This window comes from Pseudomonas sp. H3(2019) (assembly GCF_007713465.1).
Lineage (GTDB): Bacteria > Pseudomonadota > Gammaproteobacteria > Pseudomonadales > Pseudomonadaceae > Aquipseudomonas.
In genome coordinates this window covers 182,669-208,853 of sequence record NZ_VMSG01000004.1, presented here as the reverse complement: position 1 = coordinate 208,853, position 26,185 = coordinate 182,669, and the positions used below count along the sequence as shown (strand labels likewise).

Here is a 26,185-nt window from a genome sequence, read left to right as displayed (position 1 = left end):
TCATCGCGCGCGCCGGGCCTTGAAAAACTCGCTCAGCACCGCGCCGCACTCGTCGGCCAATACCCCGCCTTCGACCAGCACCCGATGGTTGAGAAAGCCCTGCGTGAAGAACTGCCCCTGGCTTTGCACGATCCCGGCCTTGGGTTCCAGCGCCCCGTAGACCACCCGCGCAATCCGCGAATGCACGATCAAACCGGCGCACATGCTGCACGGCTCCAGCGTGACGTACAGCGTGCTGCCCGGTAGACGATAGTTGCTCACGGCCTGCGCCGCAGCGCGGATTGCGACCATTTCGGCGTGGGCGCTGGGGTCGCTGCCGCTGATCGGGCAATTGAAGCCGCGCCCGATGATTTCACCGTCCTGCACCAGCACCGCGCCCACCGGCACTTCGCCGAGGGCGGCACCTTGCGCGGCCAGCGCCAGGGCTTCACGCATGAAGTCCTGATCGCGGCTACGGTCGATGATTTTCGCGGGGCGTATCTGACGCATCAGGCCACCTCGATAGCGGCCATCAGGCCGGTTTCCATATGGTCGACCACATGGCAGTGGAACATCCACACCCCCGGGTTATCCGCCACCAGCGCCACTTGAGCGCGCTCGTTCTTGCCCAGCAGATAGGTGTCGGTGAAGTACGGGATGATCTTTTTGCGGTTCGAGGCAATGACCTTGAAGCTCATGCCGTGCAGATGGACCGGGTGCTGATACTGAGTCATGTTCTTCAATTCGAAAATGTAGCTTTTGCCTTTTTTCAGAGTAGCAATCGGGCGGTCGGCACAGGTTTTGTCGGTGATGTCCCAGGCCTTGCCATTGATCTGCCAGAGGCTCGGCGGCTTGCCATTATCGACGTTCACCGACACCGATCCAACCCACTCGAAATTGAAGTTGAGCTTCTCGGCATTGGCCAGGTCCGGCTCGGAAATCGGGTTGGCCGGCAGCGCTGGCGGCCACTGGGTTGGCGCGTCATTGTTGACCACCGAACGCAAGGTGCCAATGCGCACCGGCCCGTTACGCAGCGACAATTCTTCACCCGCCGCCGGGGCCTTGATCGCCAGGCAAATGCGCATGCCCGGCCCCAGCCAGTATTCCTTGCCCAGTGGACGCGGCTCGATCGGGTTACCGTCGAGCGCGTAGATCTGCGCTTCGACGCCGGGAATGTTGAGGCGGTAAGTCAGGGTGTTGTCGAGATTCAACAAGCGTACCCGAGTGATCTGCCCGGCCGGCAACTCAATGATCGGCAGCGGTATGCCGTTGATGGTCGCCAGACGCCCGGCGGTGCCACCCCGCGCCGCTTCACGCGGGATGCTGAAAGGCACAAAAGCGCCCTCTTCATCGACGTGCCAGCTCTTGAGGCTCAGCGTCTTTTCATACTTGAAACCGGTGGGTTCGCGTTCTTCGACGATCAACGGCCCGACCAGTCCGCGCCCCAGTTCTTCGCTGCTGTTCACGTGCGGGTGATACCAGTAGCTGCCAGCGTCCGGCACGCGGAATTTGTAGTCGAAATACTCGCCCGGCAGCACCGGCAATTGCGAGACGTACGGCACGCCGTCCATCTCCAACGGCAAACGGATGCCGTGCCAGTGAATCGTGGTGGGCACTGGCAGGTGGTTAATGAAGCGCACCCGCAGCCATTCGCCCTGGCGTACCCGCAGTTCAGTCCCCGGTGCCGACGGACCAAAGGCCCAGGCCTCGGTCTTGTGCCCCGGCACCAGTTCGACATCCAGCGGCGCGGCGATCAGTTCGTAGTCGTGACCCGCGCTGGCGTCGGCCATTTTCCCCAGCCAGTAACGCGATGCACCACCGGCCCCGACACCCACCACTGCCAAACCGGCCAGACCACCCAGTATTTGTCGACGGGTAAAGGACATGAACTCAACAACCTCACGTATCAGCGGCAGGCCTGTGCCCGCAAAAGGCGAATACGATACACCTGCGGTTGAGAAACAGTAAGGGCAACGCGGGTTTCCTATCGCAGGAGCAAAGCTCGCGATGAATAACTACGCCTGTACCCGTAGCAGCTGCCGAGCAGCGCGAGGCTGCGTTCGGCGGCGCAGATGTGCAGATACTTTTGCGCCTACAGTCCCGTAATCAGATGCACCACGCCACCCGCCAACGTCATCACCCCCGGCACACCTGCTGCACGCAAGGCCGTCGCGTCCAGCAGCGCGGCATCTTTCAACTCTACCCGCACCCGCGTCAGGGCCAGGCGCTGTTGGGATTTGAGGTTATCCACACCGCCCAGCGCGGCCACGATATTCACTGCCAGGCCCGAGACAGGATGAGCAACCACCTTCGCTTCATCCACCACCAGGTCCGGGGTCAGCGCCTTCCAGAACGCCCGTTGCATTTTCTCGAACATGTTCAGTTCTCCAACGCCTGTGAAGTTTCGACCATTGCCTGCTGCTGCAAACTCAAGGCCTCGCGGACCTGCTCGGCGCTTTCCAGCCCCAGCACCTGATGGGCGATGGCCTGACAGTCGCTGAGCTCGACCTCGCGAATCGCTGCCTTGATCGCCGGAATCAGCGGCACGCTGACCGACAGCTCATCCACGCCAAGCCCCAGCAACAGCGGCACCGCCAATGTCTCCGACGCCAGCGCGCCACACACCCCGACCCACTTGCCATGGGCATGGGCGGCCTTCACGGTACTGGCGATCAAGCGCAGCACCGAAGGGTGAAAGCTGTCAGCCTGGCTGGCCAGTCGCGGGTGATCGCGGTCCATGGCCAGGGTGTATTGAGTCAGGTCGTTGGTGCCGATGGAAAAGAAATCCACTTCCGGCGCAAACAGGTCCGCCATCAGCGCGGCTGCCGGGACTTCAATCATGATGCCCAGTTTCGGCAGCTCCTTGAGCCCCAGCGCCAGCGCCTCTTCCTCAAGCATCAGCCGCGCCAGACGCAGCTCCGACAGCTGGCTGACCATCGGCAACATGATGTGCAGACGTGCCAGCCCGGCGCTGCTCAGAATCGCCCGGAACTGCTCACGCAGCAGCTGCGGACGCTCCAGGCACAAGCGAATCCCGCGCATGCCCAGAAACGGATTGGCCTCGCTATCCATTGGCACGTAGGCCAAGGGTTTGTCGCCGCCGACATCCAGCGTGCGCACCACCAGATTGCGCTGTGGGCCCAGTGCGTTGGCGATGGCGCTGTAGGTGCCGGCCTGTTCATCGTGACTCGGCGCCACACTGCGCTGCTGATACAAAAACTCCGAACGCAACAGGCCGATACCTTCAGCCCCGAGGCTCATGGCCTGCTCGGTTTCGGCCAGTGAAGCAACGTTGGCCGTGACTTCGAAGTGATGACCGTCGCGGGTGACGGCTGCCCGTGCAGCGTGTTCCAGTTCGTGTTGATGACGCTGGCGTTGCTGCTGACGCTTGGCATGCAACTGCTCGATCACCGACACTGCCGGGTCCAGGTGCAATTCGCCCTTGTCCGCATCGAGCAGCACCCGCGTGCCACTGGCCAGCGACAGCACTGGCAGCGGCAAACCACACACCGCCGGCAAACCCAGGGCCCGGGCGAGAATCGCTACATGGCTGGTGGCACCTCCGCCGACGGTGGCGAAGCCCAACACTTTGCGGGTATCCAGCGCCGCGGTCTGCGACGGTGTCAGTTGCTCGGCAATCAGAATCGCCTGATCCGGCAACTCCCAGACACCGTCCGGCACCCCGAGAATCAGCTTGAGCACACGCTGACCGACATCCATCAGGTCCAACGCGCGCTCAGCCAGCAACGTGCTGCCCAGCGACTTGAACAACGTAGCGGTGGCTTCGGTGGCGCTGTTCCAGGCAAACGCCGCGCTCTTGCCCTCAGCGATCAGGGCCTGGGCCTGCTCCAGCAGGCTCGGGTCTTCCAGCAATTCCTGATGCGCCTTGAAAATGTCCGACTGCGCCTCGCCCGACGCGTTGTCACGCAAGCGTTGCAGCGCCTGTGTCGCGTGCCTCAGCGCATGTTCCAGCGACTCGCGCTCCACCTGTTGATCCGCAGCAAACTCAGGCATCTCCAGGGTTCGCTCAGCCACCTGCACCACATACCCGAAGGCCGAACCCGCCGAAGCGCAGACACCGCGCAACAGCTTCGTCGATACTTCCTTTGCCTGAACCACTGGCGCTACCACCGCCAGCGGAGTCACAGCCTCACCGCAGCCATCCGCCAGCAATTGGGCCAGCGTGCTGATTGCCAATTCGGCATCTTCGCCTACCGCACTGACCTGCAGCGCATCGCCATGCACCGTCTGCAACGCCATGATCGCTACCAGCGACTTGGCGTTGGCGCTGTCCTGCTGCTTGTGCAGGCAAATGCTCGCCGAAAACCCTTTCGCCGCCTGCGCAAAGACCGCCGCCGGCCGTGCGTGCAAACCGTTGGGGTTAGGCAGGTGGACCGGTTTGGAGAACAGCGCTTCGCCCTCCTCCTGCGCAACAACGGTACGCGGATCGCCCAGGCTCAGGCGCAACACCGGCTGCGCACAGGCCACCAGACCGCTGTCGGGTGTCAGCAAACTGAAGGGTTCGCCGCTGACCACCAGCATCAAGGTCAACAGGCTGCGGGCATGCAGGGTGATATAGTCGGCGTCGAACTCGATCAACGGCTGCCCGGCCTCGACACGCTGGCCCTGCTTGACCAAGGCGCTAAAACCCTGGCCCGCGAGGTTCACGGTGTCCAGGCCAATGTGCAGCAACACCTGCACACCGCTGTCATCGGTGATGCTGATCGCATGACCGCTGTGTTGAAGGTTGCTGACGACGCCGGCCAACGGTGCGCACAGGACCTGTGACGTCGGGTCGATGCACAGGCCGTCGCCGATCACCCGGCTGGCGAACACCGGATCCGGTACGTGATCAAGCGGCATCAGCACCCCGGACAGCGGCGCCAGCAATTGCAAGGGTTGGGTTAGGGTCATGACTTCACCTGCGGTTTTGTTCTTTGAAGTGCCGATGGAGCGCGAGCCCCGACAGCATCGCTTATTTCCACCAGTACTCGACCTGCAATCCGACGTTCGCACCATGCAGTGCCGTGCCGAACGCGCCGGTATCGGACAACGCCGAACCTTGCGCCAGTTCATTGGCCGCACGCTTGGCCGCCTCGTTCCAGCTGGCATAGGTGTAGTACAAACGCACCTCGGGACGTTCCCAGAACCCTGGGCCTTTGGGCGACCAGGTCGGGGCAAAGGTGAACTTGCTCAACTTGCGCGTACCGCCCGGAGCCTCGACCTGATCGTGCCCCAGCTCAGTCACCAGTTTGAATTGATCGGTGATCGCATACGCCGGACGAACGCCCAGGGAAATCCAGTTCTGACCGTTACCGTCCGGGCGGATGTCCTTTTGATAGACCGCTTCGACCTGACCACCAAATCGCGGTGTCACTTGCCAGTCGAAGAACTCCACCAGCCGGTAGCTCTTGCTGCTGTCGTCCAGCCCCACGTCGCCGGTGTAGCCCAACCCGGTTCCGGGGCCTTCGCCGTATTGCAGCGCCAGTTTGTTCTTGCCGCCGAAAAAGTCTTTTTGCACATGTTGAGCGGTGATTGCCCAGCCTGCGTGCGCGTCGCGACGGTCGGGTTTGTCGATGTAGCTCAGGCCAAACTCCAGCTCACCACCAGGGTTGGTATCAAAGCCTGAGACGTTGAAGTCGTGTCGAGTAACGTAGTCCTTCTGGTACAGGTTGTCCTTGCGCGAGAAGGCGTAGCTGTATTTCAGGTCGCCAACCTTCACGTCCTCGATACCGCCGCCCGTGGCGCTCTGGTTCCAGTAGTAGAAGTCGGAAATGTGGATGTCGTTTCGCTTGTAGTAACGCCGACCGGCCCACAGCGAACCGCCATTGAGGCTCGGCAGGTTCGACCATTGCGCATACATCTGCGGCATCCGCACCGAGCCGTTGTCACCCTGGAACGTCAGGTTGCGGTCGTACTGGTTGTACAGCGAAGCCATGCCATCGACGCTGAGCACCGAGCCGTCATCGAGGGTCAGCAGGTTCTGACGCAATTCCAGCTCCGCGTACTGTTCGCACTCGTTACCCAAACGGTACTTCGACTCTGCGCCGGGCAGTTTGAAGCACGATTGCGAGCCGCCATTGACCGTGGTCCCGACGCCGCTGCGCAGGTAACCGGCGAACTCCAGAGCGTGGGCCGAGAACGGCAAAACCAGGCACACGCACGATGCTGCAAGGCTACGATTTATTGTTGTTTTCAAGAGCCACCCCATTATTTTTATTGTGTTCATCCGGCAAAACCTGCGCGCAAGAAGCCCCCCGCGCAGTGCCCTGCGAGTTGTTTGAAAAGCGTGTTGTTTAGTGGTCGGTCAGGTGCAGAACGAACGACTCATAAGGCCGAAGGAACAGCTGCCGCTTGCGCACCTCACCGTCCGGGTAGTTGCTGATTACCTGGCGTTGCAACATGCAGTCGGTGATCACCCGCTCCGGCAGCTCGACTTCACACGCCGCGCCATAGAAGTTATTCACCACCAACAGCCGCTCGCCGTCTCCTTCACGCAGGTACACCCAGACCTGTTTGTGCGTGGGCAAGAGCTGGCGATACACGCCGTCCTGGATCAGCGGTTCGCTGCGGCGCGAGGCAATCAACTGGCGATAGTGGTGCAGCACCGAAGTCGTGTCGTCGAGCTGGTTTTCGACGTTGATCTGCGTGGCGCTGGCCGGCAAGCCGATCCACGGCTCGGTGCTGCTGAAACCGGCATTGGGTTGCGCGCTCCACTGCATGGGAGTGCGACTGTTGTCGCGAGACTTTTGCATGATCGCGGCCATGCTCGATGCCTCGGACTCGCCCGCCTCGCGCTTGAGACGATAGATGTTCAGAGTCTCGACATCCCGGTACTGCTCAATGTGCTCGAAACCCGGGTTGGTCATGCCCAGCTCTTCACCCTGATAGATGAACGGCGTGCCCTGCAAAAAGTGCAGCGCGGTGCCGAGCATCTTCGCCGACACCACCCGATGCTCGCCGTCATCGCCAAACCGCGACACCACTCGCGGTTGGTCGTGGTTACACCAGAACAGCGCATTCCAGCCACCGCCGGTCTGCATCCCGGTCTGCCAGTCGGAAAGGATGCGCTTGAGTTCGAGGAAGTCGAAATCGGCGCGAACCCATTTCTGCATGTTGGGGTAATCGACCTTCAGGTGATGAAAATTGAAGGTCATCGACAGCTCTCTGGAGTCCGGCCGCGAATAACGGATGCAGTGCTCAAGGCTGGTGGAAGACATCTCGCCGACGTTGATCAGGTCATGGTCTTCGAAGACTTCGCGGTGCATTTCCTGCAAGTACTGGTGCACGTTCGGACCGTCGGTGTAGAAGCGCCGACCGTCGGTGTTGTCTGCGGGGAAGTCCGCCGGTTTGGAGATCAGGTTGATCACGTCCAGACGGAAACCGCCCACGCCCTTGTCACGCCAGAAGCGCATCAGCTTGAACACCTCGGCGCGCACCTTGGGGTTGTCCCAGTTGAGGTCGGCCTGGGTGTGGTCGAACAGGTGCAGAAAGTACTGACCGGTTTGTGCCTCGTACTCCCAGGCGGATCCGCCGAACTTGGACTCCCAGTTATTCGGCTGATCGCGCCAGATGTAAAAGTCGCGGTACGGGTTATCAAGGCTGCTGCGCGCTTGCTGAAACCAGGTGTGCTCGATGGAGGTGTGGTTGACCACGATGTCGAGCATCAGCTTGATCCCGCGCTTGCCGGCCTCGGCGATCAGCAACTCGCAGTCGGCCATGGTCCCGTAGCTCGGATCGATGGCGTAGTAGTCGCTGATGTCGTAGCCGTTATCGCGTTGCGGCGACCGCAGGAACGGGGTGATCCACAGGCAGTCGACACCCAGCCATTGCAGGTAATCGAGCTTGGCCGCCACCCCGAGCAAATCGCCCGTGGGGTTGCCGGCGTGGCTGTGAAAACTCTTCGGGTAGATCTGGTAGATCACCGAACGCTGCCAGTCTTGCATGGCGCAAATCCTTCAATTGGTTTTGTACTGACCCTGAGGGCCTCATCGCGAGCAAGCTTTGCTCCTACAGATGATCGAAGCCGTTGTAGGAGCAAGGCTTGCCCGCGATAGCGATCTGTCAGGCAACGCGATACCCGGGCCGAACAATCTTCATGCTCAAGCCACAGGTCAACACGAACGGCACGACCATGGCGATGACCATCCCGACCACGAACATCGGGATGAACTGCGGGATGATCGAGATGAAACCGGGCAAACCACCGACACCGATCGCCGAGGCCTGCACCTTGTTCAGCGACAGGAACATGCAACCCAGCGCCGAGCCGATCAACGCGGCGTAGAACGGAAACTTGTAGCGCAGGTTGACGCCGAACATCGCCGGTTCCGTGATACCGAAATAGGCGGAAATCGCTGAGGTCGAGGCCATGCTTTTGTCCCGCGCACTGCGGGTCATGTAGAACACCCCGAGTGCCGCGCTGCCTTGTGCAAGGTTGGACATGACGATCATCGGCCAGATGAACGTGCCGCCCTGGGTCGAGATCAACTGCAGGTCCACCGCGAGGAACATGTGGTGCATGCCGGTGATCACCAGCGGCGCATAGAGCAAACCGAAAATCGCCCCGCCGACCATCGGCGCCAGGTCGAACAAGGTCACCACGCCTTCGGTGATCAGAATCCCCAGGTGACGGGTCACCGGGCCGATCACCGCCAGCGCCAACACACCGGTCACGACAATCGTGGTGATCGGCACCACCAGCAGCTGGATGGCGTTCGGCACACGTGCCCGCAGCCATTTTTCAATGACGCTCATCACGTAGGCGGCCATCAGGATCGGCAGGATCTGGCCCTGGTAACCAACCTTCTCGATCTTGAACCAGCCGAAAATATCGAAGTACGGCAGGCTCTGGCCGTCCAGCCCGGCCACCGCCTTGCCATAGTTCCAGGCGTTCAGCAGGTCCGGGTGAACCAGCATCAGGCCGAGCACGATGCCGAGGATTTCACTGCCGCCAAAACGCTTGGCCGCCGACCAGCCGACCAGCGCCGGGAGGAACACGAACGAAGTGTTGGCCATCAGATTGATCAGGCTCCAGACACCGTCCAGCGTCGGGTAGGCCTCAAGCAAAGTCTTGCCGGCAATGAACATGCCTTTGGCACCGATCAGGTTGTTCACGCCCATCAACAGGCCGGCAATGATCAGTGCCGGCAGAATCGGCATGAACACATCGGAGAACACCCGCACCAGACGCTGCATGGCATTGGTCTTGTCGGCGCCCTTTTGTTTCACGTCGGCGATGGTCGACGCGGCGAGACCGGTCTGCTCGCGCAGTGCGGCGTAGACCTTCTCAACCTCACCGGGACCGATGACCACCTGAAACAGGCCACCGGTGAAAAACGAGCCTTTGACCAGGTCGATCTGGTTCAGCGTCGCGCTGTCGACCCGCTGCGGGTCTTTGAGGGCTAGGCGCAGACGCGTAACGCAATGCGCGGCCTGTTCGAGGTTGTCAGCACCACCGAGGCTATGAAGCAACTCGCTGGCGATAGTCAGGTAATCGTGGCTCATGCTTTTTCATCCACTGTGTTTTTTTGTTGTTGGCAGCATGCCGAAGCGAAAAGTACTCGTCTGTACGAGTTAATGCAACAACTCGTACAGACGAGTTGCAATTTGTTTACTCACAAGCCGACCAGCGGCCCTATTTCCTACGGGTGAGTATTTCAACGCTAAATGGACAAACCCCACCTCTGCCCTTAAGGTTCCTGCCTTGAGCACAACGCAGCCATTCCCATGAGTAAATACAACCAGATCTACAGCGATCTGCTTGCCAGCATCACCACCGAACGTCTGGAACGCGGCGCCCGGCTACCTTCCGAAACCGAATTGATGGACAGCTACCAGGCCAGTCGCGGCACCGTGCGCAAGGCTATCGAACTGCTTCAGGAGCGCGGCTTCGCACAGAAAGTCCACGGCAAAGGCACGTTCGTGCTGTCACCCACCCCGATCGAGTTCCAGCTAGGCGGCATCGTCAGCTTTCAGGAAACCTACCCAAGATTGGGCAATGACGTCAGCACCGAGGTGGTGGAGTTCGAGCAGATTCCCCTGCAAGGCGCCTTGCTCGAACACCTGAAAGCCGAAGAAGGCAGCCTGATCACGCGGATCAAACGCGTGCGGCGGATCGACGGTAAACGGGTGATTCTGGACATCAACCATTTCGTCAGCGACGTGATTCCCGGATTGTCCCGCGACATTGCCGAGCACTCGATCTACGCCTTTATCGAGCAAACCCTGCAACTGCAGATCGCCTACGCACAGCGCACCATCGAAGCGGTGCCTCGGAGCAAGGACGATCAGCAGCACCTTGACCTTGAGGGGCAGAGCCACGTGATCGTGGTCAGCAACCAGACCTTTTTGCAGGATGGGCGGCAGTTCGAGTACACCGAGTCGCGGCATACCCTGGACAAGTTTTATTTTTCGGACATCGCCAGGCGCTGACTCGGCGCCCCGCCTGTTAGTGTTCGATGAGGCTCTTTACTTACAAGGCTCGTCCATCGACAGCAAGTCCCGATAGCTCCCGATCCTACAGATTCAAACGGGCCTGGTTGTCATAGTTCCCTCCTCTCTTACCCCATTTCTCAAGGAGCGAGAAGTGAACTCAGTTGATACAACCACCCCGTCCCTGCTACCCGATCCAGCCGACGAGCAACACCTCAAAGCGCTGGTCCTGCCCTTTACCGAGGCCTGCCCGGACCTGCATGCCCTGGCCCACGAAGCCGCCCAGGGCATCCTGGACAAACACGGGGTCAAAGGCATCGACCCGGACCAGGTCTGGTGGCACCGCTTCAACAACACGTCGGTCAGCAGCACCAAGGCCTTCCTGCTCTGGGAGCACTACCCCACACCCTCCGAGTCCTTGACCCTGCCGCAATTGCTGGTCAAGCGTTTCCGCCCCCACGACCAGGACAACGCCGACCTGCTCGATGGCTATGGTGGCTTTTACAACGAGGGGCCCAAAGCCGCCATTTTCAACGAAACCAACGAAGTGCGGATGTACCCCAGCGAAGTCCTGAAAGATCTCTGGGCCATCAACTTCAGCGAACTCTATCGGAAGAAAATGGAGCGCTTCTGGACACTCCATTCGGACGATTTCCGCACGCTTGCCAAGCTCAACTTCCTGTCTCAAGCGCTGGACGAGCACGACGGCTCTCGACTGAACAACGAAAACCTCAAGACCGTGATCAAAGCGGTTGCCGGCAACGTTACGTGGCCGATCAGCCGCTCTATGCTGGAAGCTCAAGCGTCGGTCGACGCGCAACTGCGCGTGTGCGCCTTGGACATCGGGGGTTACACCGCCACTGATATTCTTTGCATCACCGATCGCAACGGCGTGCAGATTCTGTACACGCCGGGTGAAATCGACGGCTTTCACATTTTTGCCAGCCCATCCGATCTGCACTGGTGGCTGTTAGGGCAGAACAATCACGCACAGAATCGTGCTCGTTTCATGGCCCATTTCCCCTTGGCCGCGCAGCAGCAAGATGACGACAACGTTGGCCTGAACGCGATGATCGACCTGCTCTATTCCACGTGGGGACGAAGCGATCACCATCTGATCAATCAGAAAGCCGAGCCGATCACGGGGGACGCCTTCAGCTGGTTGCGCGACTCGGTGAAAGCACGCATGGCCAGCGATGCGGACCTGTCATTGCACTCCAATGGCGATCTGCGAGAAAAAATGTGGATCGGTTATCTGAATGCCTTCGTCCGCATCTTCGGCTCCATGGCTGCCGTTGGCTGGCCGGTGGCGCTGGCCGCCGTCGGTGCAGGCATTGCCTCTATGGGGTTAAACATTGACCAGGCGATTAACGGCAGCACCAAGGCTGATCGCAAAGCCGGGGTGATAGGGGCCATCTCAAGCGGAATCGAAACCCTGTTCAACTTGCCTTTCTTGCGCGGCGCATCGGAACTCGCCGAAGCCGCTGAAGCCAGCGAAACCTTCACACTTGAGGAAGACATCGCCGAGCCGGTGCTCGAAGACGCGTCCAGTGTTGCCCCGATTGCTCAACTCGCCCCCGGCCCTGCTTACGCGAAAGAAGGCGCAGAATTGCTTTCGGCTTTCGAAACCAATGAAATTCTGGACGGCTTGTCGCCCGTGGCTACCGAAGGCAAATTCATGGGCATTTACCAACCACCTACCGGTGGCAACTATGTGTTGATCAACGACAGCTACTACCTGGTGCGGTACGTCAACGAGCTGAAAACCTGGGTCATTATCGACCCGGCCAACCCTTACTCGTTCTATCGCAACCTGCCTATCCGCCCGGACGAGGCTGGCAACTGGCAGCCCATCAACCGACCCGGCCTGTTCGGCGGTGGCAAGTTCGACGGGCTATGGCCATGGGGCCGCGCCAGCAATCCGCTGCCCGACGTCGAGAGTCCACCCACCGCCTACGATATGCCCCAGGCTATACGCGAAGACCTCAACGACATTGCCCAGGGAGGCGGGACCAAGTACGACCTCAAAGACTATATGCAGAGCCTGCCCAAGCCTGATGGCAGTAACCCCGTCGCCGACTTCAAGGCCATGAGAAAAACCCTGTACCGGGACGCCACCACTCGCTTGGAATCCCTGACATTGCCCGCCCGCCCCGAGATACCGGCCTTGCCTCCTGGCCTCGACAGTAAGAGCATTATCAAGAAGCTCTTGCGCAGCGCCTCTGGGCTGATCATCGGCGAAAGCCACTCAAGTGTGGCAAGCAAACAATTTTTGATCGAAAACATGGAGGTTCTGAGCAAGCAGAACGTTAAAACCCTCTATCTGGAACACCTCCTGACAGATTTCCATCAGGTCGACCTGGACGCTTTCAATAAAACCGGAACGCTTTCGGAAAGTCTTGAAAAATACTTGAAACACCTTGATCGCGGATTCAAAACCGACCCCAGTGATCAATTCACCTTTCTGGAACTGGTCAAGGCCGCCCGCAAAAGCCACATCCGGATTCAGGCCATCGATTGCCTTGCCAGCTACAAGAGCACCGGGATGGTCGGCGTCGATAAGACGTTTCGCCAAAAAATGATGAACTTCTTTTCCCATGAAGTGATCCGGACCGATCAGGCCGCCCGTGGCGCTCATCGTTGGGTGGCGTTAGTGGGCGACAGTCATGCCAATAGCTGGGAAGGAGTACCCGGTCTGAGCGAGCTTGAAGGTGGCATTGGCTTGCGCATTGAAAGTACGCCTGCAGGCACGGCGAGGGGAATAGAAGTCGACCCTGGCCGTATTCCGACAGACGAATTCGGGCGCCCGTTGACGATGGTCAAAAGCGATCTGCGCCTGCAACTGGATACACCGCCCAGTGTCACACTGGCCGAAACCCTGGAAACGGCTCTAAGCAATCCGGGCGACTGCACGGTGATGAACATCGATGGTCAAGCCACGCTCATTCATCGCAGTCGCAGTGGATCAATCGTTCGTACCACGATACAGCGGGACCATGGCTCGTTTTACGTTGAGCGAGCCAACTGGTCTTCCATTAGCGGCCAGCGCTACCCCAGCCTTGTGGAGTTCTCGTCGGCGTTGAGGCTCATCGGTCTCAGGCCGGTCCAGGTGCCCGGTACCTGATACGCAACAGGCCCCGTGAACTTGCGTCCACGGGGCCTGTTGGGTGTTACGGACAATCAGTTAAAAACGGGATCACTCCCACTCAATCGTCGCTGGCGGCTTGCTCGACACGTCGTAAGTAACGCGGGAGATGCCTTCGATTTCGTTGATGATCCGGCCGCTGACGGTTTCCAGCAGTTCGTAAGGCAGGTGTGCCCAACGCGCGGTCATGAAGTCGATGGTTTCTACCGCACGCAGGGCGACCACCCAGGCGTAACGACGGCCATCACCCACCACGCCTACCGATTTCACCGGCTGGAATACCACGAATGCCTGGCTGACCTTGTGGTACCAGTCGGCTTTACGCAGTTCTTCGATGAAGATGTGGTCGGCGCGACGCAGCAGGTCGGCGTATTCCTTCTTCACTTCACCGAGGATCCGCACGCCCAGGCCCGGGAACGGGTGACGGTAGACCATGTCGTACGGCAGGCCGAGTTCCAGGCCCAGACGACGGACTTCGTCCTTGAACAGCTCGCGCAGGGGTTCAACCAGCTTGAGGTTCATTTCTTCCGGCAGGCCGTTGTCGACGAAGACGCAGGTCAGCTGGTCGCGGCGAATACGATACACCTGCAACTGAGAAAGATTAAGTGAAGGATTGTCGCGGCCATCCTCTCGACCGAACGAACGTCTGTTATCGCCAAGGCGCCTCACGGCGCCCCTGCAGCCCACACTACGCCATCGAAACGCCGGTTGCCCACTGGCTCACAAATGCAGCGACCCGGGCCTCAATGCGACTTTCGACGGTTCGCAAACGTAGCAAGGGGATACCGTTCTTGTTCAGGATGCTGTCTTTCAAGGCATCACGCTCCGCCTGCTCCGGCGTGTCATGGCTACCACCGTCGACCTCTATCACCCCCAGCGGGGTTTTCCCGACTTTGAAATAGAGCACGAAATCACAACTGGCGGCGTTCCTCATGAATTCGCGCTCACGAGGCGTCAGGTTTGTATTGCTGGTCGAAACCAACTGGTTCAGTTCGATCTGCGGTTGGAACTTGAGCCCCCGGCACGCCTCTTGATCCAGCGTCTCACGCAGTATCTGCGCCACGATCTGCTCGGATTTGAACTCGGAGTCTTCTCTGCGCAATCGGGTATTGAGCCGTTCAAGCGACTGGTCGTATTCCGTGTAGAGCAGGTCGAAAGCCGAAATCAACGGCGCGCGGTGCAGCTGTCCTTTCTGCGCGTAGTATTCGATGTAGCGCACCAGCGCCGCGATATGCCCGTTGTTCTTCGTGAAGACGTCGTCTCCTGTGACCAGAGTGAAACGATGCTTGGCGCGCGATATCGCCACATTGACCATGCGTGCATCATCGACGAAATCCAGACGATCCTGAGCATTGCTTTTTTTGTCCAGCACGGTGGAAAAGACGATCTCGTCGCACTCGCGCCCTTGGAATTTGTGCACGGTCTCGTTGACAAAGTCAGCCGGTAGAAGCTTGCGCGAGAGCGCGGCCTGATCCTTGTAAGGTGCAATGAACCCCCTGCCGCCCGCGTCCTCCCAAACACTTTCACCCTGCCCTTCAAACATTGCCAACAGCGAGTCGAGTTCGCGCTGGTTGGTATTCTCGCGCGCGTGATTGCCCTTGGCGGTGACGAGCAACGACAACGGTTTTTCTCCGCTATCCTGGGTCATCGGAACCAGTTGGTTGTCGTAGAACTGCTGATTGCAGAACTGAATGATTCGCGGGTGGCAGCGATAGTGCTCTTTGAGCAAGGTCGTCGGGATTAGTCCATTGAACACACTGACGCACGAATCGAGCAGGCTGTGCTTCTCACAATCGTAATGGTCCTTGGGTGCTGGCATGTCCAGCTTTGCCGGAATGTGCGCCAACTGTTTTCTATCGCCAACGATGATCAGGTTCTTCGCGCAACCCAGCGCCAGAATTCCCGGAACGATGTCTTGTTGGGAGGCCTCGTCGATGATCACGTAATCAAGCACCGTGCCGCGTTTGAGCGAATTGATGATCGAATGCGTACTGCTTGAAATGATTGGATAACGCTTCAAGAACCCGTCGAACAGGTCTCGGTAATTTTCTGCCGTAAAGGCCCCAGGGTTCGGTACATGCTGATGCAGATGCTGTTTCAGGTACTTCATCGAAGCACTCGTCAGCTCATCCAGCAATGCCTGGTAATGACCCCGGTGCAACGCTTGCTGATGGCTGGCCAGTGCCGCTCTCTTTTCCTGCAACGCCTTGTCGTAGTAGTGAAGCTGAAGGCCATAGAAAGCCGATTTGCGCTTCTCCCAGTTATCAAATGGCCGGGTGCGCAGAATCCTGAAGTTGAACAGCAGCTCGATTCTGTCCTTGATCCTGACGCGACCGCCGGCAAGATGTGTCAGGTATGCCATCAGGTCCGTGCTCTTTTGCGGGGAGAGCTTGTACTTGTTCAGGTCGGCTATCTGTACGCCGTTATCCTGCTGCCATTGCTGCAGATAGCGCTGCTCCACCTCAAGCTCATCGATTTCAATCTGCAGCTGCGCCACGGCGTTGCGCGCACTCAGAAGAACCTTGAGCTGTTGCAAGACGAACTGAATTCGCTCCATCGAAGGTGCGGCTTCAGGCTCCGTCGAAGGCCGAGGGCGAGGATTGGCGAAGAATGCCTCGCGGTTCTCTCTGCTGCCCAATGTGGCGACAAGATAATCCAGCCCGGACTTGCCCAGTTTTTCACAGACATTCGCAACGGCCGAATTGTTGTTGGACACCACCGCCACGTTTTTTCCACGCATCAGGATGTTGGCGACAATGTTCAAAATCGTCTGCGTCTTGCCGGTGCCAGGCGGCCCTTCGATCAGACTGATCTGCGAGGTGAAGGCCTGCTCGACGGCTTGAAGCTGGCTTTCATTGATACCAAAAGGAAAGATGAAGCCCGCCGTCTGCTCATACCGTCCATTCTGCCCGGTGCAGTAGGCGTTCAGTGCGGTGTCCGCGCTTGCAATGATTGCATCCACCTGGCGCAACACATTCTCGGCGATCGGCCTCTCCTGAGGCTCGGCATGATCTATCCGGGCGTTGGCTACCGAATGAAAATAGCGGAATACCGGTTCGTCCTTCATTTGCGTTGCCGTGACGAACTCGATATCGCCCAGCTTGTACGCGTACTTTTTCCTGCCTGCTGAATACTGAATGACGGCATATTTCTCGCCGTAGATTGCAGCGGTCTCGAAGGGGGCTGCCACCGAACTGCCCTTTTTGCGCAGAAGTTGGCCTTTTACCTCGCGGGTAGGAACGACCTTGCAGTCCTCTAGGGGGCTAAAAAACTTCTTGCCGGAGAGAAAGTGGCAGACCAGTGACAGACCGTCACCGTTGGCTGTTTTTATCTCCCAATCAGTGATCTGTCGGGTCTTGTCTTCACCGCGCACGTAAATAGAAACCATATATCCCTTACGCAGGCTGGTTCACAGCCTGTCCACATCCATGTTGTCGAAACCCGAATCCAGCGACCCGGTGAGGTTGACACTATTCTGGCATCGCTTTTCGTCCGAGCACCAGCTTCCAGCCAGTACACGGAGTAAACAGATGTAAACGTTTCCGGCAGATACAACAAGGGCGCCTCACGGCGCCCTTGTTGTTCAGCTTATTCCCACTCAATGGTCGCTGGCGGCTTGCTCGACACGTCGTAAGTAACGCGGGAGATGCCTTCGATTTCATTGATGATGCGGCCGCTGACGGTTTCCAGCAGTTCGTAAGGCAGGTGTGCCCAACGCGCGGTCATGAAGTCGATGGTTTCTACCGCACGCAAGGCAACAACCCAAGCGTAACGACGGCCGTCGCCGACCACGCCGACCGATTTCACAGGCTGGAACACCACGAATGCCTGGCTGACCTTGTGGTACCAGTCGGCTTTACGCAGTTCTTCGATGAAGATGTGGTCGGCGCGACGCAGCAGGTCGGCGTATTCCTTCTTCACTTCACCGAGAATCCGCACGCCCAGGCCCGGGCCCGGGAACGGGTGACGGTAGACCATGTCGTACGGCAGGCCGAGTTCCAGGCCCAGACGACGGACTTCGTCCTTGAACAGCTCGCGCAGGGGTTCAACCAGCTTGAGGTTCATTTCTTCCGGCAGGCCACCCACGTTGTGGTGCGACTTGATCACGTGCGCCTTGCCGCTTTTCGCGCCAGCCGACTCGATCACGTCCGGGTAGATGGTGCCTTGGGCCAGGTACTTGATATTGTCGAGCTTGCAGGATTCGGCATCGAACACGTCGATGAAGGTACGGCCGATGATCTTGCGCTTCTTCTCAGGGTCGGACTCGCCGGCCAGGTTACCGAGAAACTGCTCTTCGGCATTGGCGCGAATCACTTTGACGCCCATGTTCTCGGCGAACATGGCCATCACTTGCTCGCCTTCGTGCAGACGCAGCAGACCGTTGTCGACGAAGACGCAGGTCAGTTGGTCGCCAATGGCTTTGTGCAGCAGCGCGGCAACCACCGAGGAGTCCACACCGCCGGACAGGCCAAGCAGTACGTTGTCGGTGCCGACCTGAGCGCGGATGTTGGCAATGGCGTCTTCAGCAATCTTCGAAGGCGTCCACAGGGCTTCGCAGCCGCAGATGTCGAGGATGAAGCGCGAGAGGATGCGACCGCCCTGTTTGGTGTGGGTCACTTCCGGGTGGAACTGCACGCCGTAGTAGCCACGAGTATCGTCGAACATGCCGGCAATCGGGCAGCTCGGAGTACTGGCCAGGATGTGGAAGTCCTGCGGCATTTTGGTGACCTTGTCACCGTGGCTCATCCATACGTCGAGGCCGAACAGGCCATCAGCGTCGATATGGTCTTCGATGCCATCGAGCAGACGGCTCTTGCCGACCACGTCAACACGGGCGTAACCGAACTCACGCAGTTCGGAACCTTCAACCTTGCCACCCATCTGCTCGGCCATGGTCTGCATGCCGTAGCAGATACCGAAGACCGGGACGCCGAGGTCAAACACGGCTTGTGGTGCACGCGGGCTGTCGGCGACGTGTACGGACTCGGGGCCGCCGGCGAGGATGATCCCTTTCGGCGCGAATTCGCGAATCGCTTCGTCGTCCATGTCGAACGGGTGCAGTTCGCAGTAAACACCGATTTCACGCACGCGACGGGCGATCAGCTGGGTGTACTGGGAACCGAAGTCGAGGATCAGGATGCGGTGAGCGTGAATGTCGAGGGCCATGATTCAGTCTCGTCTAAGTAATTCAAAAACAGTCGTGATTCAGAAACAACTCGGGGCTGAATAGAACAGCCCCGGTTGCTTAACGATTTGCTTGAAGGCTCAACCTACGCGGTAGTTTGGCGCTTCTTTGGTGATCTGCACGTCGTGGACATGAGATTCCGCCATGCCGGCGCCGGTGATCCGCACGAACTCTGGCTTGGTACGCATCTCTTCGATGTCGGCGCTACCGGTGTAACCCATCGAGGAACGCAGGCCGCCCATCAACTGATGGATGATCGCGCTCAGGGTGCCCTTGTACGGAACACGCCCTTCGATGCCTTCCGGAACCAGCTTCTCGGCGCCTGCCGAGGAGTCCTGGAAGTAACGATCCGAAGAGCCTTGAGCCTGGGACATGGCGCCCAGCGAACCCATGCCACGGTAAGCCTTGTACGAACGGCCCTGGAACAGTTCGATCTCGCCCGGCGCTTCTTCGGTACCGGCGAACATCGAGCCCATCATCACGCAGGAAGCACCGGCAACGATGGCCTTGGACAGGTCACCGGAGAAACGGATGCCGCCGTCGGCGATCAACGGAACGCCAGTACCTTCAAGGGCAGCGGCGACGTTGGCGATGGCGCTGATTTGCGGCACGCCGACACCGGCAACGATCCGGGTGGTGCAGATCGAGCCAGGGCCGATACCGACCTTGACTGCGTCCGCGCCCGCTTCGGCCAGAGCCTTGGCAGCAGCGCCGGTAGCGATGTTGCCGCCGATCACCTGGACTTCAGGGAAATTCTGCTTGACCCAGCGAACGCGGTCGATCACGCCTTTGGAGTGACCGTGGGCGGTGTCGACCACCACCACGTCAACACCGGCAGCCACCAGTGCCGCAACGCGATCGCCGGTGTCTTTACCGGTACCGACCGCAGCGCCGACGCGCAGACGACCCTGGTCGTCCTTGCTGGCCAGTGGGTAGGCCTTGGCTTTTTCGATGTCGTTGACGGTCATCATGCCTTTGAGGGCAAATTTGTCGTCGACGATCAGCACGCGCTCGATGCGGTGCTTGTGCAGCAGTTCGCGCACATCGTTCTTGTTGGCGCCTTCCTTGACCGTGACCAGACGTTCTTTAGGCGTCATCACTTCACGGACAGTGGCGTCCAGACGGTTCTCGAAGCGCACGTCACGGGAAGTGACGATGCCGACCAGGTCGCCATCGTGCAGTACCGGAACGCCGGAGATGTTGTGCATACGGGTCAGTTCGAACAGCTCACGAACCGTGGCGTCAGCCTCGATGGTGATCGGGTCCTTGACCACGCCGGCCTCGTACCGCTTGACCTTGCGCACTTCGGCAGCTTGCTGCTCGATGGTCATGTTCTTGTGGATGATGCCGATGCCACCTTCCTGAGCCATGGCAATTGCCAGACGGGCTTCAGTGACGGTGTCCATGGCAGCGGAAACCAGTGGAATATTCAGCTCGATGCCACGGGTAAGGCGGGTTTTGAGACTGACTTCGTTAGGAAGCACCTCGGAATAACCGGGCACTAAAAGAATGTCGTCGAAGGTCAGAGCTTCTTGGCTGATACGCAGCATCGCGGGGGCTCCCGAGCGGGAAAATGGAAGCGCGCCATTATACTCAGACACCCCCGCCGGCTCAATGTAAAAGTCTGTCTATTATTGGTATTACTGATATACGGGTAACACGGGGGCCTACAACTCTACCTTGACCCAACTCACCGGCAGGTCCAGCCATTCGGCGAACTCGTCGATGAAGCTCTGTTTGAACCCGGCCTCGGCCCAGTTATTGAAGATAAAGCCCAGGTTCGAGAAGCCGCATTCCTGCAGGAACAGAAAGCCGTTGATGTCGTCTTCATGCCCGCATTCCGGGCAGATGAAGTTGTCGGTGCGCCCCGGCATCCAGTCTTCCAGGCTTTCGAACAGCGCTTCGCCGATCTCCTTGCGGCATTCGGCACAACCGGCTTCTTCGAGAAACCCCTTGGCCGGTGTATAGATGCAGCGCTTGGTGATGATTTCCAGCCCATTGATCGGCTCGCCAAACGGCAGCGCTTCGGGATGCAACACCACCGCCCGTGCGCCCGGTGCAATGGCGTGGGCCATGCGATTGCCGGTACGACCGCAGGTGGTGAGTTGTTCTTCAATGATGTTCTTGCGCACCAGCCACCGCACAATCGCCCGCGCCCGAGGTTCGTGCACCGGCAGTGTGGAGATTTTCGGGACGAGGATGCTTTGCGAGTTCATGAAGTGAGGCCTGATACGTCAATGGAGGATTCGGCGGCCGGCAGCTTAATCCCTGACAAAATCCGGTCAAGTACTCAAATAGCGTCCGATCAAGGCAATGCCACTGGCCAGCACCAGCCAGGTCACCAACCGTACAAAGGCCTCGCGAGATAACCTCATCGTCAACCGTCGACCGGTCCACAGCCCCAGCGCCATTGCCGGCAACAAACACACTGCCAGTACCAACAAGGGTAGCTCGGCATAAACCCCGGCAATCGCGAACAAACTCAAACGCACCACCGTACTGCAACTGATCAACGCACTTTGCGTGGCGCGGGCCTCATCCTTGGGCAAGCGGCTGTTCAGATAAATCGCATATAAAAAGCCGCCACTGCCAAACAGCGCCCCAAACATTCCGCCCACCGTGCCCATCGGGATCGCCCACGCGGCAGCCAACTGCGTCGGCCGGACTTTCACCCACAAGCTGTAAATCGCATACGCGCTGATAAACAGCCCCATCAACAGCAGCAACAGATTCGATTTGAGGTTCAGCAGGAAGATCACTCCCAACGTGCACCCCACCGCCATGCACGGCAGCAATCGCAACAACTCGGGCTTGGCCACATCGCGCCGCGACGGCAGCAGATTGCCGAATGCCGCGACGAAATCCAGCAGCACCAGCAAGGGCACGATCTTCGACAGCGGCATGAACAGAATCAGGATCGGCCCGGCCACCAGCGCCGTGCCAAACCCGGCGATACCGAAGACGATGTACGCCAGGCTGATACCCAGCCCGATCACCAGCCAGTCCATGGCGCCGAAGGGCCATTGATTCAATAATTCCAGCAATGCAACTTCCTTTTTATCACTGTGATGGTTTTAGCCTGCGCCCCCCTGTGGGAGCGAGCAGACTCGCTCCCACAAAGGATCGCACAGCGTTCACTTCAGCCAGAAGGTAATCGGCCATGGAGATTGATCGCCGAATGCCTTTAAACTGCGCCCCATGATTAAAGATCCCTTTGCAAGACTCGGCCTGGACCGAGAAGTCCTGACGGTCAGCCAGCTTAACGGCCGCGCGCGGGTGTTGCTCGAAGACGTGTTCAGCAACATCTGGGTCGAAGGCGAAATCTCCAACCTTGCGCGCCCGGCGTCCGGCCACATCTATTTCACCCTCAAGGACAGCGGCGCCCAAGTGCGTTGCGCGCTGTTCCGGCAGAACGCTGCGCGGGTTCGTCAGGCGCTGAAGGATGGCCTGGCCGTGAAGGTCCGGGGCAAGGTATCGCTGTTTGAAGGACGTGGCGACTATCAGCTGATTCTCGACACCGTGGAACCTGCCGGTGACGGTGCGCTGCGTCTGGCGTTCGATGCGCTGAAGGAAAAACTCAACGCCGAAGGCCTGTTCAGTGCCGAACGCAAAGTGCCGCTGCCGGCACACCCGCAACGCATCGGCATCATCAGTTCGCCGACCGGCGCGGTGATTCGCGACATCATTAGCGTATTCCGTCGCCGTGCACCGCAAGTGGTGCTGACCCTGATCCCCACTGCCGTGCAAGGCCGCGAAGCCACCGTGCAGATTGTCCGCGCACTGAAACTGGCCGATGCCCGCGGTTTCGATGCGCTGATCCTCGCGCGAGGCGGCGGCTCGCTGGAAGACCTCTGGTGCTTCAACGAAGAAGCCGTGGCCCGTGCGGTGGATGCCTGCGTCACCCCGATTGTCAGCGCCGTCGGCCATGAAACCGATGTGTCGATCAGCGACTTCGTGGCCGACGTCCGCGCACCGACGCCTTCCGCTGCAGCCGAACTGTTGGCACCGGATTCCAGCGACCTGGTGCGCAGGGTTGAAAGCCTGCATCGGCGTTTGGTGATGCGCATCCGCGACCGCTTGATGCGCGATCGCCTGCGCCTGGAAGGCATCTCGCGCCGCTTGCGCCATCCCGGCGAACGCCTGCGTCAGCAAGCGCAACGTCTGGATGACCTGGACATGCGCCTGCGCCGGGCCTTCGAGCGCAGCCTCAATACCCGTCGCGAGCGACTGATTCGCCTGGAGACCCGCCTCGCCGGGCAACATCCGGGACGCCAACTGGCGCTGCTGCGCCAGCGCCTCGACAGCCTCGCCGAGCGCCTGCCGCGCTCGATGCGCGAGGGTCTCAAGGCTCGTCGCCTGCAACTGCAAACCCAAATGCAAACCCTGCATGTGGTCAGCCCGCTGGCGACACTGGGCCGTGGTTACAGCATTTTGCTCGATGAACGCGGCAACGCGATCCGCAGCGCCGCGCAGACTCAAAACGGCCAACGCCTGAAAGCCATGCTCGGCGAAGGCCAATTGCAGGTCCGGGTCGAAGACAACCACCTGACGCCCGTCACCCTTTCTTTACTGGATTGATCCATGCCGCGTTTTCTTGCACCGCTGTTGTTGCTTTGCCTGACCTTCAACGCCCACGCCGACAGCTACATCACGCGCCTGCTGAACAAACCGGTACCCGGCGGTGTGGCGGTGGTCGACCTGGGCACTTCGGCTCAGGCGCCAAAGGCCAGCTATCAAGGCAAACCGGTGCTGGTGGTCAAGGAACAGAACAACTGGCTGGCGGTTGTCGGCGTGCCGCTGACCGTCAAACCCGGCAACCAGCAGCTCAGTAGCGGTGGCCGTAACCTGAACTTCATGGTCGGCAACAAGAAGTACCCGGAACAGCACATCACCCTGAAGAACCAGCGTCAGGTCAATCCGAACCCGGACGACCTGAAACGCATCGACGCCGAACTGGACGAACAGGTTCGCGCCTATCGCAGTTTCAGCCCGGTAACGCCGAGCAATCTGCTGCTGGACAAGCCGGTCAATGGTCCGCTGTCGAGCAAGTTCGGTGTGCGCCGGTTCTTCAATGGCGAAGAGCGCAATCCCCACGCGGGCCTGGACTTCGCGGTGCCGGCGGGTACGCCGATCAAGACCCCGGCAGCCGGCAAGGTGATCCTGATCGGAAACTACTTCTTTAACGGCAACACGGTATTCGTCGACCACGGCCAAGGCTTCATCAGCATGTTCTGCCACATGTCGAAAATCGACGTGAAAGTCGGCCAGCAACTGGCGCGCGGCGGCGTGGTCGGCAAAGTCGGCTCCACCGGTCGTGCGACCGGACCGCACATGCACTGGAACGTCAGCCTGAACGATGCCCGCGTGGATCCGGCGATTTTCATCGGCGCATTCCAGCCATAAACGCTCCGACAGGGATTGCGCATGACGAACGGTCTGCGCAATACCCACAAACAAATTCAAACAAACCAAAGATAAAATCTCGTCAAAAAAGACTTTTCGGGTATTCCTCTCAAAGTTTTTCGACTGCTTGCCATCTTTCACCCTCGCGGTTAGGGTTGAAGACATGAAAACTTCTCACACCCTCATTCAGCTCCGCCAGCACCGCAGCCTGTGCCTCGTCAGCGCACGACTGCCGGGCTGAATCGCGGCGCCTCGTCCCACGTTTTATCCAACGTTTTTTTGATCCACCGGCAGGCCGCCTTTTTTCGGCCCACACAATAAGGATTTTCCGATGAGCATGCTCAAAGACCCGTCTTCGAAATACCGCGCTTTCCCGACAATCGACATTCCAGATCGCACCTGGCCATCGAAGACCATCACTGCCGCGCCGATCTGGTGCAGCTCCGACTTGCGCGATGGCAACCAGTCGCTGATCGAGCCAATGGACGCGGTGAAAAAGCTGCGCTTCTGGAAAACCCTGGTCGCCGTCGGCGTGAAAGAAATCGAAGCCTCGTTCCCGGCTGCTTCGCAAACCGACTTCGACTTCGTGCGGACCCTGATCGAAGGTGGCCACATCCCGGACGACACCACCATCCAGGTGCTGACCCAGGGCCGTGAAGACCTGATCGAGCGGACTTTCGAATCCCTGCGCGGTGCGAAAAAAGCCATCGTTCACCTCTACAACGCGACCTGCCCTTCCTTCCGCCGGATTGTCTTCAATCAGGACAAGGACGGGATCAAGGCCATCGCCGTGAACGCCGCCAAGCTGTTCGTCAAATATGCCGCCCAGCAACCAAACACCGAATGGACCTTCGAATACTCGCCAGAGACTTTCAGCGCCACTGAGCTGGAATTCGCCAAGGAAGTCTGCGACGCCGTGATCGAAGTCTGGAACCCGACGCCTGAGCACAAGGTCATCCTCAACCTGCCGGCCACCGTCGAATGCGCCACACCGAACATCTACGCGGACCAGATCGAGTGGTTCGGTCGTCACATCAACCGTCGTGACAGCGTGATCATCAGCCTGCACACCCACAACGACCGTGGCACCGGCGTTGCGGCCACCGAGCTGGGCCTGATGGCGGGTGCCGACCGTGTCGAAGGCTGCCTGTTCGGCAACGGCGAACGTACCGGTAACGTCGACCTCGTCACCGTGGCCTTGAACCTCTACACCCAGGGCGTTGACCCTGAGCTGGACTTCTCCGACATCGACGGCGTGCGCAAAGTCGTTGAAGAGTGCAACCAGATTCCCGTGCACCCACGTCACCCGTACGTCGGCGACCTGGTTCACACCGCGTTCTCCGGCTCGCACCAGGACGCGATCCGCAAGGGTTTCACCCAGCAGAAACCGGACGAGCTGTGGGAAGTGCCGTACTTGCCGATCGACCCGGCCGACATTGGCCGCAGCTATGAGGCAGTGATTCGCGTCAACAGCCAGTCCGGCAAAGGCGGTATCGCTTATCTGCTGGAACAGGAATACGGCATTAACTTGCCGCGCCGCATGCAGATCGAGTTCAGCCAGGTCGTACAACGCGAGACCGATCGCCTGGGCCTCGAGATGACTGCCCAGCAAATCCATGCGCTGCTGCACAGCGAGTACTTGCAGGCCAACACGCCGTACGCGCTGGTCAGCCATCGCCTGCAGGAAGAGAACGGTCATAGCGCCGTCGAAGTTGAAGTCTCCAGCAAAGGCCAGGGCGAAACCAACCTGCACTGGCGTGGCAAAGGCAACGGTGCGCTGGAAGCACTGGTGGCCGGTCTGCCGATCCCGGTGGAGATCATGGACTACAACGAACACGCGATCGGCGCAGGCACCAATGCCAAGGCTGCGGCCTACATTGAACTGCGCGTGAACGGCGAGCGTGCAGTGCACGGCGTGGGCATCGATGAAAACATCACCACGGCCAGCTTCAAGGCCCTGTTCAGCGCGCTGAACCGCTCCCTGAGCCAGCCGGAAGCGAAAGCGGCGTAACCCGCCAGCTGAAACGCAAAAGGCCCCG

Annotated in this window: 17 protein-coding genes and 1 pseudogene; 5 read left to right on the top strand and 13 right to left on the bottom strand. The window is 59.5% G+C overall.

The genetic code is table 11. The features are described from left to right. The 7 genes from tadA to treP all read right to left on the bottom strand — a co-directional run bounded on the left by tadA (nt 1) and on the right by treP (nt 9,486). Nucleotides 1-489 carry a tRNA adenosine(34) deaminase TadA gene (gene tadA / locus FPT12_RS06505; RefSeq protein ID WP_145015151.1) on the bottom strand — a complete coding sequence of 163 codons (489 nt, stop codon included), beginning with the start codon at nt 487-489 and terminating at the stop codon, nt 1-3. Next, nucleotides 489-1,865, bottom strand: a complete 1,377-nt coding sequence (locus tag FPT12_RS06500; RefSeq protein ID WP_145015150.1) for a multicopper oxidase family protein — start codon at nt 1,863-1,865, stop codon at nt 489-491. The genes tadA and FPT12_RS06500 overlap by 1 nt, the downstream gene beginning before the upstream one ends. Before the next feature lie 206 nt (nt 1,866-2,071). Further along, entirely contained in the window at nt 2,072-2,356 is a 285-nt protein-coding gene (locus FPT12_RS06495; RefSeq protein ID WP_145015149.1) for a PTS transporter subunit EIIB, read from the bottom strand. Between the two features lie 2 nt (nt 2,357-2,358). Then, on the bottom strand, nt 2,359-4,893 hold the full coding sequence (gene ptsP, locus FPT12_RS06490; protein WP_145015148.1) for a phosphoenolpyruvate--protein phosphotransferase: 2,535 nt from the start codon (nt 4,891-4,893) through the stop codon (nt 2,359-2,361). A 61-nt stretch (nt 4,894-4,954) separates the two neighbouring features. Beyond that, nucleotides 4,955-6,178: a carbohydrate porin gene (locus FPT12_RS06485; RefSeq protein WP_145015147.1), complete on the bottom strand. Its 1,224-nt coding sequence runs from the start codon at nt 6,176-6,178 to the stop codon at nt 4,955-4,957. A gap of 97 nt (nt 6,179-6,275) precedes the next feature. Next, complete coding sequence (gene treC / locus FPT12_RS06480; protein WP_145015146.1) at nt 6,276-7,925, bottom strand: alpha,alpha-phosphotrehalase; 1,650 nt, start codon at nt 7,923-7,925, stop codon at nt 6,276-6,278. Between the two features lie 118 nt (nt 7,926-8,043). Continuing rightward, the gene (gene treP / locus FPT12_RS06475; RefSeq protein WP_145015145.1) at nt 8,044-9,486 is read right to left on the bottom strand and encodes a PTS system trehalose-specific EIIBC component; all 1,443 of its coding nucleotides are present in this window, start codon (nt 9,484-9,486) and stop codon (nt 8,044-8,046) included. Nucleotides 9,487-9,708: 222 nt separating this feature from the next. Between treP and treR the strand changes: the two genes are divergently transcribed. Further along, nucleotides 9,709-10,413: a trehalose operon repressor gene (treR, locus tag FPT12_RS06470; RefSeq protein ID WP_145015144.1), complete on the top strand. Its 705-nt coding sequence runs from the start codon at nt 9,709-9,711 to the stop codon at nt 10,411-10,413. Between the two features lie 154 nt (nt 10,414-10,567). Further along, on the top strand, nt 10,568-13,537 hold the full coding sequence (locus tag FPT12_RS06465; protein WP_145015143.1) for a membrane-targeted effector domain-containing toxin: 2,970 nt from the start codon (nt 10,568-10,570) through the stop codon (nt 13,535-13,537). A gap of 72 nt (nt 13,538-13,609) precedes the next feature. Here the strand turns inward: FPT12_RS06465 and FPT12_RS06460 are convergent. The 6 genes and pseudogenes from FPT12_RS06460 to FPT12_RS06435 form a co-directional block, all read right to left on the bottom strand. Further along, a pseudogene (locus tag FPT12_RS06460) lies at nt 13,610-14,095 on the bottom strand (GMP synthase (glutamine-hydrolyzing)); the annotation flags it as partial. 151 nt (nt 14,096-14,246) lie between these two features. After that, nucleotides 14,247-16,946 (bottom strand): AAA domain-containing protein, encoded by a 2,700-nt coding sequence (locus FPT12_RS06455; protein WP_145015142.1) that lies wholly within the window; start codon nt 16,944-16,946, stop codon nt 14,247-14,249. A 200-nt stretch (nt 16,947-17,146) separates the two neighbouring features. Next, entirely contained in the window at nt 17,147-18,724 is a 1,578-nt protein-coding gene (gene guaA / locus FPT12_RS06450; RefSeq protein WP_145015141.1) for a glutamine-hydrolyzing GMP synthase, read from the bottom strand. Between the two features lie 99 nt (nt 18,725-18,823). Further along, complete coding sequence (gene guaB / locus FPT12_RS06445) at nt 18,824-20,293, bottom strand: IMP dehydrogenase (RefSeq protein ID WP_145015140.1); 1,470 nt, start codon at nt 20,291-20,293, stop codon at nt 18,824-18,826. Between the two features lie 117 nt (nt 20,294-20,410). Beyond that, on the bottom strand, nt 20,411-20,959 hold the full coding sequence (locus FPT12_RS06440; RefSeq protein WP_145015139.1) for a sugar ABC transporter ATPase: 549 nt from the start codon (nt 20,957-20,959) through the stop codon (nt 20,411-20,413). A 66-nt stretch (nt 20,960-21,025) separates the two neighbouring features. After that, nucleotides 21,026-21,751 carry a sulfite exporter TauE/SafE family protein gene (locus FPT12_RS06435; protein ID WP_145015217.1) on the bottom strand — a complete coding sequence of 242 codons (726 nt, stop codon included), beginning with the start codon at nt 21,749-21,751 and terminating at the stop codon, nt 21,026-21,028. A 190-nt stretch (nt 21,752-21,941) separates the two neighbouring features. On the opposite strand from FPT12_RS06435, the gene xseA reads away from it, so the two are divergent. From xseA to leuA, 3 genes are all read left to right on the top strand, one after another. Next, nucleotides 21,942-23,321 (top strand): exodeoxyribonuclease VII large subunit, encoded by a 1,380-nt coding sequence (xseA, locus tag FPT12_RS06430; protein ID WP_145015138.1) that lies wholly within the window; start codon nt 21,942-21,944, stop codon nt 23,319-23,321. A gap of 3 nt (nt 23,322-23,324) precedes the next feature. Continuing rightward, nucleotides 23,325-24,146, top strand: a complete 822-nt coding sequence (locus FPT12_RS06425) for a M23 family metallopeptidase (protein WP_054595814.1) — start codon at nt 23,325-23,327, stop codon at nt 24,144-24,146. Between the two features lie 331 nt (nt 24,147-24,477). Next, nucleotides 24,478-26,157 (top strand): 2-isopropylmalate synthase, encoded by a 1,680-nt coding sequence (gene leuA / locus FPT12_RS06410; RefSeq protein WP_145015137.1) that lies wholly within the window; start codon nt 24,478-24,480, stop codon nt 26,155-26,157. Nucleotides 26,158-26,185 lie beyond the last annotated feature (28 nt).

Coding starts and splice junctions, on each gene's coding strand:
- tadA (WP_145015151.1), bottom strand. CDS start 489: ATGCGTCAGATACGCCCCGCGAAAATCATCGACCGTAGCCGCGATCAG.
- FPT12_RS06500 (WP_145015150.1), bottom strand. CDS start 1,865: ATGTCCTTTACCCGTCGACAAATACTGGGTGGTCTGGCCGGTTTGGCA.
- FPT12_RS06495 (WP_145015149.1), bottom strand. CDS start 2,356: ATGTTCGAGAAAATGCAACGGGCGTTCTGGAAGGCGCTGACCCCGGAC.
- ptsP (WP_145015148.1), bottom strand. CDS start 4,893: ATGACCCTAACCCAACCCTTGCAATTGCTGGCGCCGCTGTCCGGGGTG.
- treC (WP_145015146.1), bottom strand. CDS start 7,925: ATGCAAGACTGGCAGCGTTCGGTGATCTACCAGATCTACCCGAAGAGT.
- treP (WP_145015145.1), bottom strand. CDS start 9,486: ATGAGCCACGATTACCTGACTATCGCCAGCGAGTTGCTTCATAGCCTC.
- treR (WP_145015144.1), top strand. CDS start 9,709: ATGAGTAAATACAACCAGATCTACAGCGATCTGCTTGCCAGCATCACC.
- FPT12_RS06455 (WP_145015142.1), bottom strand. CDS start 16,946: ATGGTTTCTATTTACGTGCGCGGTGAAGACAAGACCCGACAGATCACT.
- guaA (WP_145015141.1), bottom strand. CDS start 18,724: ATGGCCCTCGACATTCACGCTCACCGCATCCTGATCCTCGACTTCGGT.
- guaB (WP_145015140.1), bottom strand. CDS start 20,293: ATGCTGCGTATCAGCCAAGAAGCTCTGACCTTCGACGACATTCTTTTA.
- FPT12_RS06440 (WP_145015139.1), bottom strand. CDS start 20,959: ATGAACTCGCAAAGCATCCTCGTCCCGAAAATCTCCACACTGCCGGTG.
- FPT12_RS06435 (WP_145015217.1), bottom strand. CDS start 21,751: ATGGACTGGCTGGTGATCGGGCTGGGTATCAGCCTGGCGTACATCGTC.
- xseA (WP_145015138.1), top strand. CDS start 21,942: ATGATTAAAGATCCCTTTGCAAGACTCGGCCTGGACCGAGAAGTCCTG.
- FPT12_RS06425 (WP_054595814.1), top strand. CDS start 23,325: ATGCCGCGTTTTCTTGCACCGCTGTTGTTGCTTTGCCTGACCTTCAAC.
- leuA (WP_145015137.1), top strand. CDS start 24,478: ATGAGCATGCTCAAAGACCCGTCTTCGAAATACCGCGCTTTCCCGACA.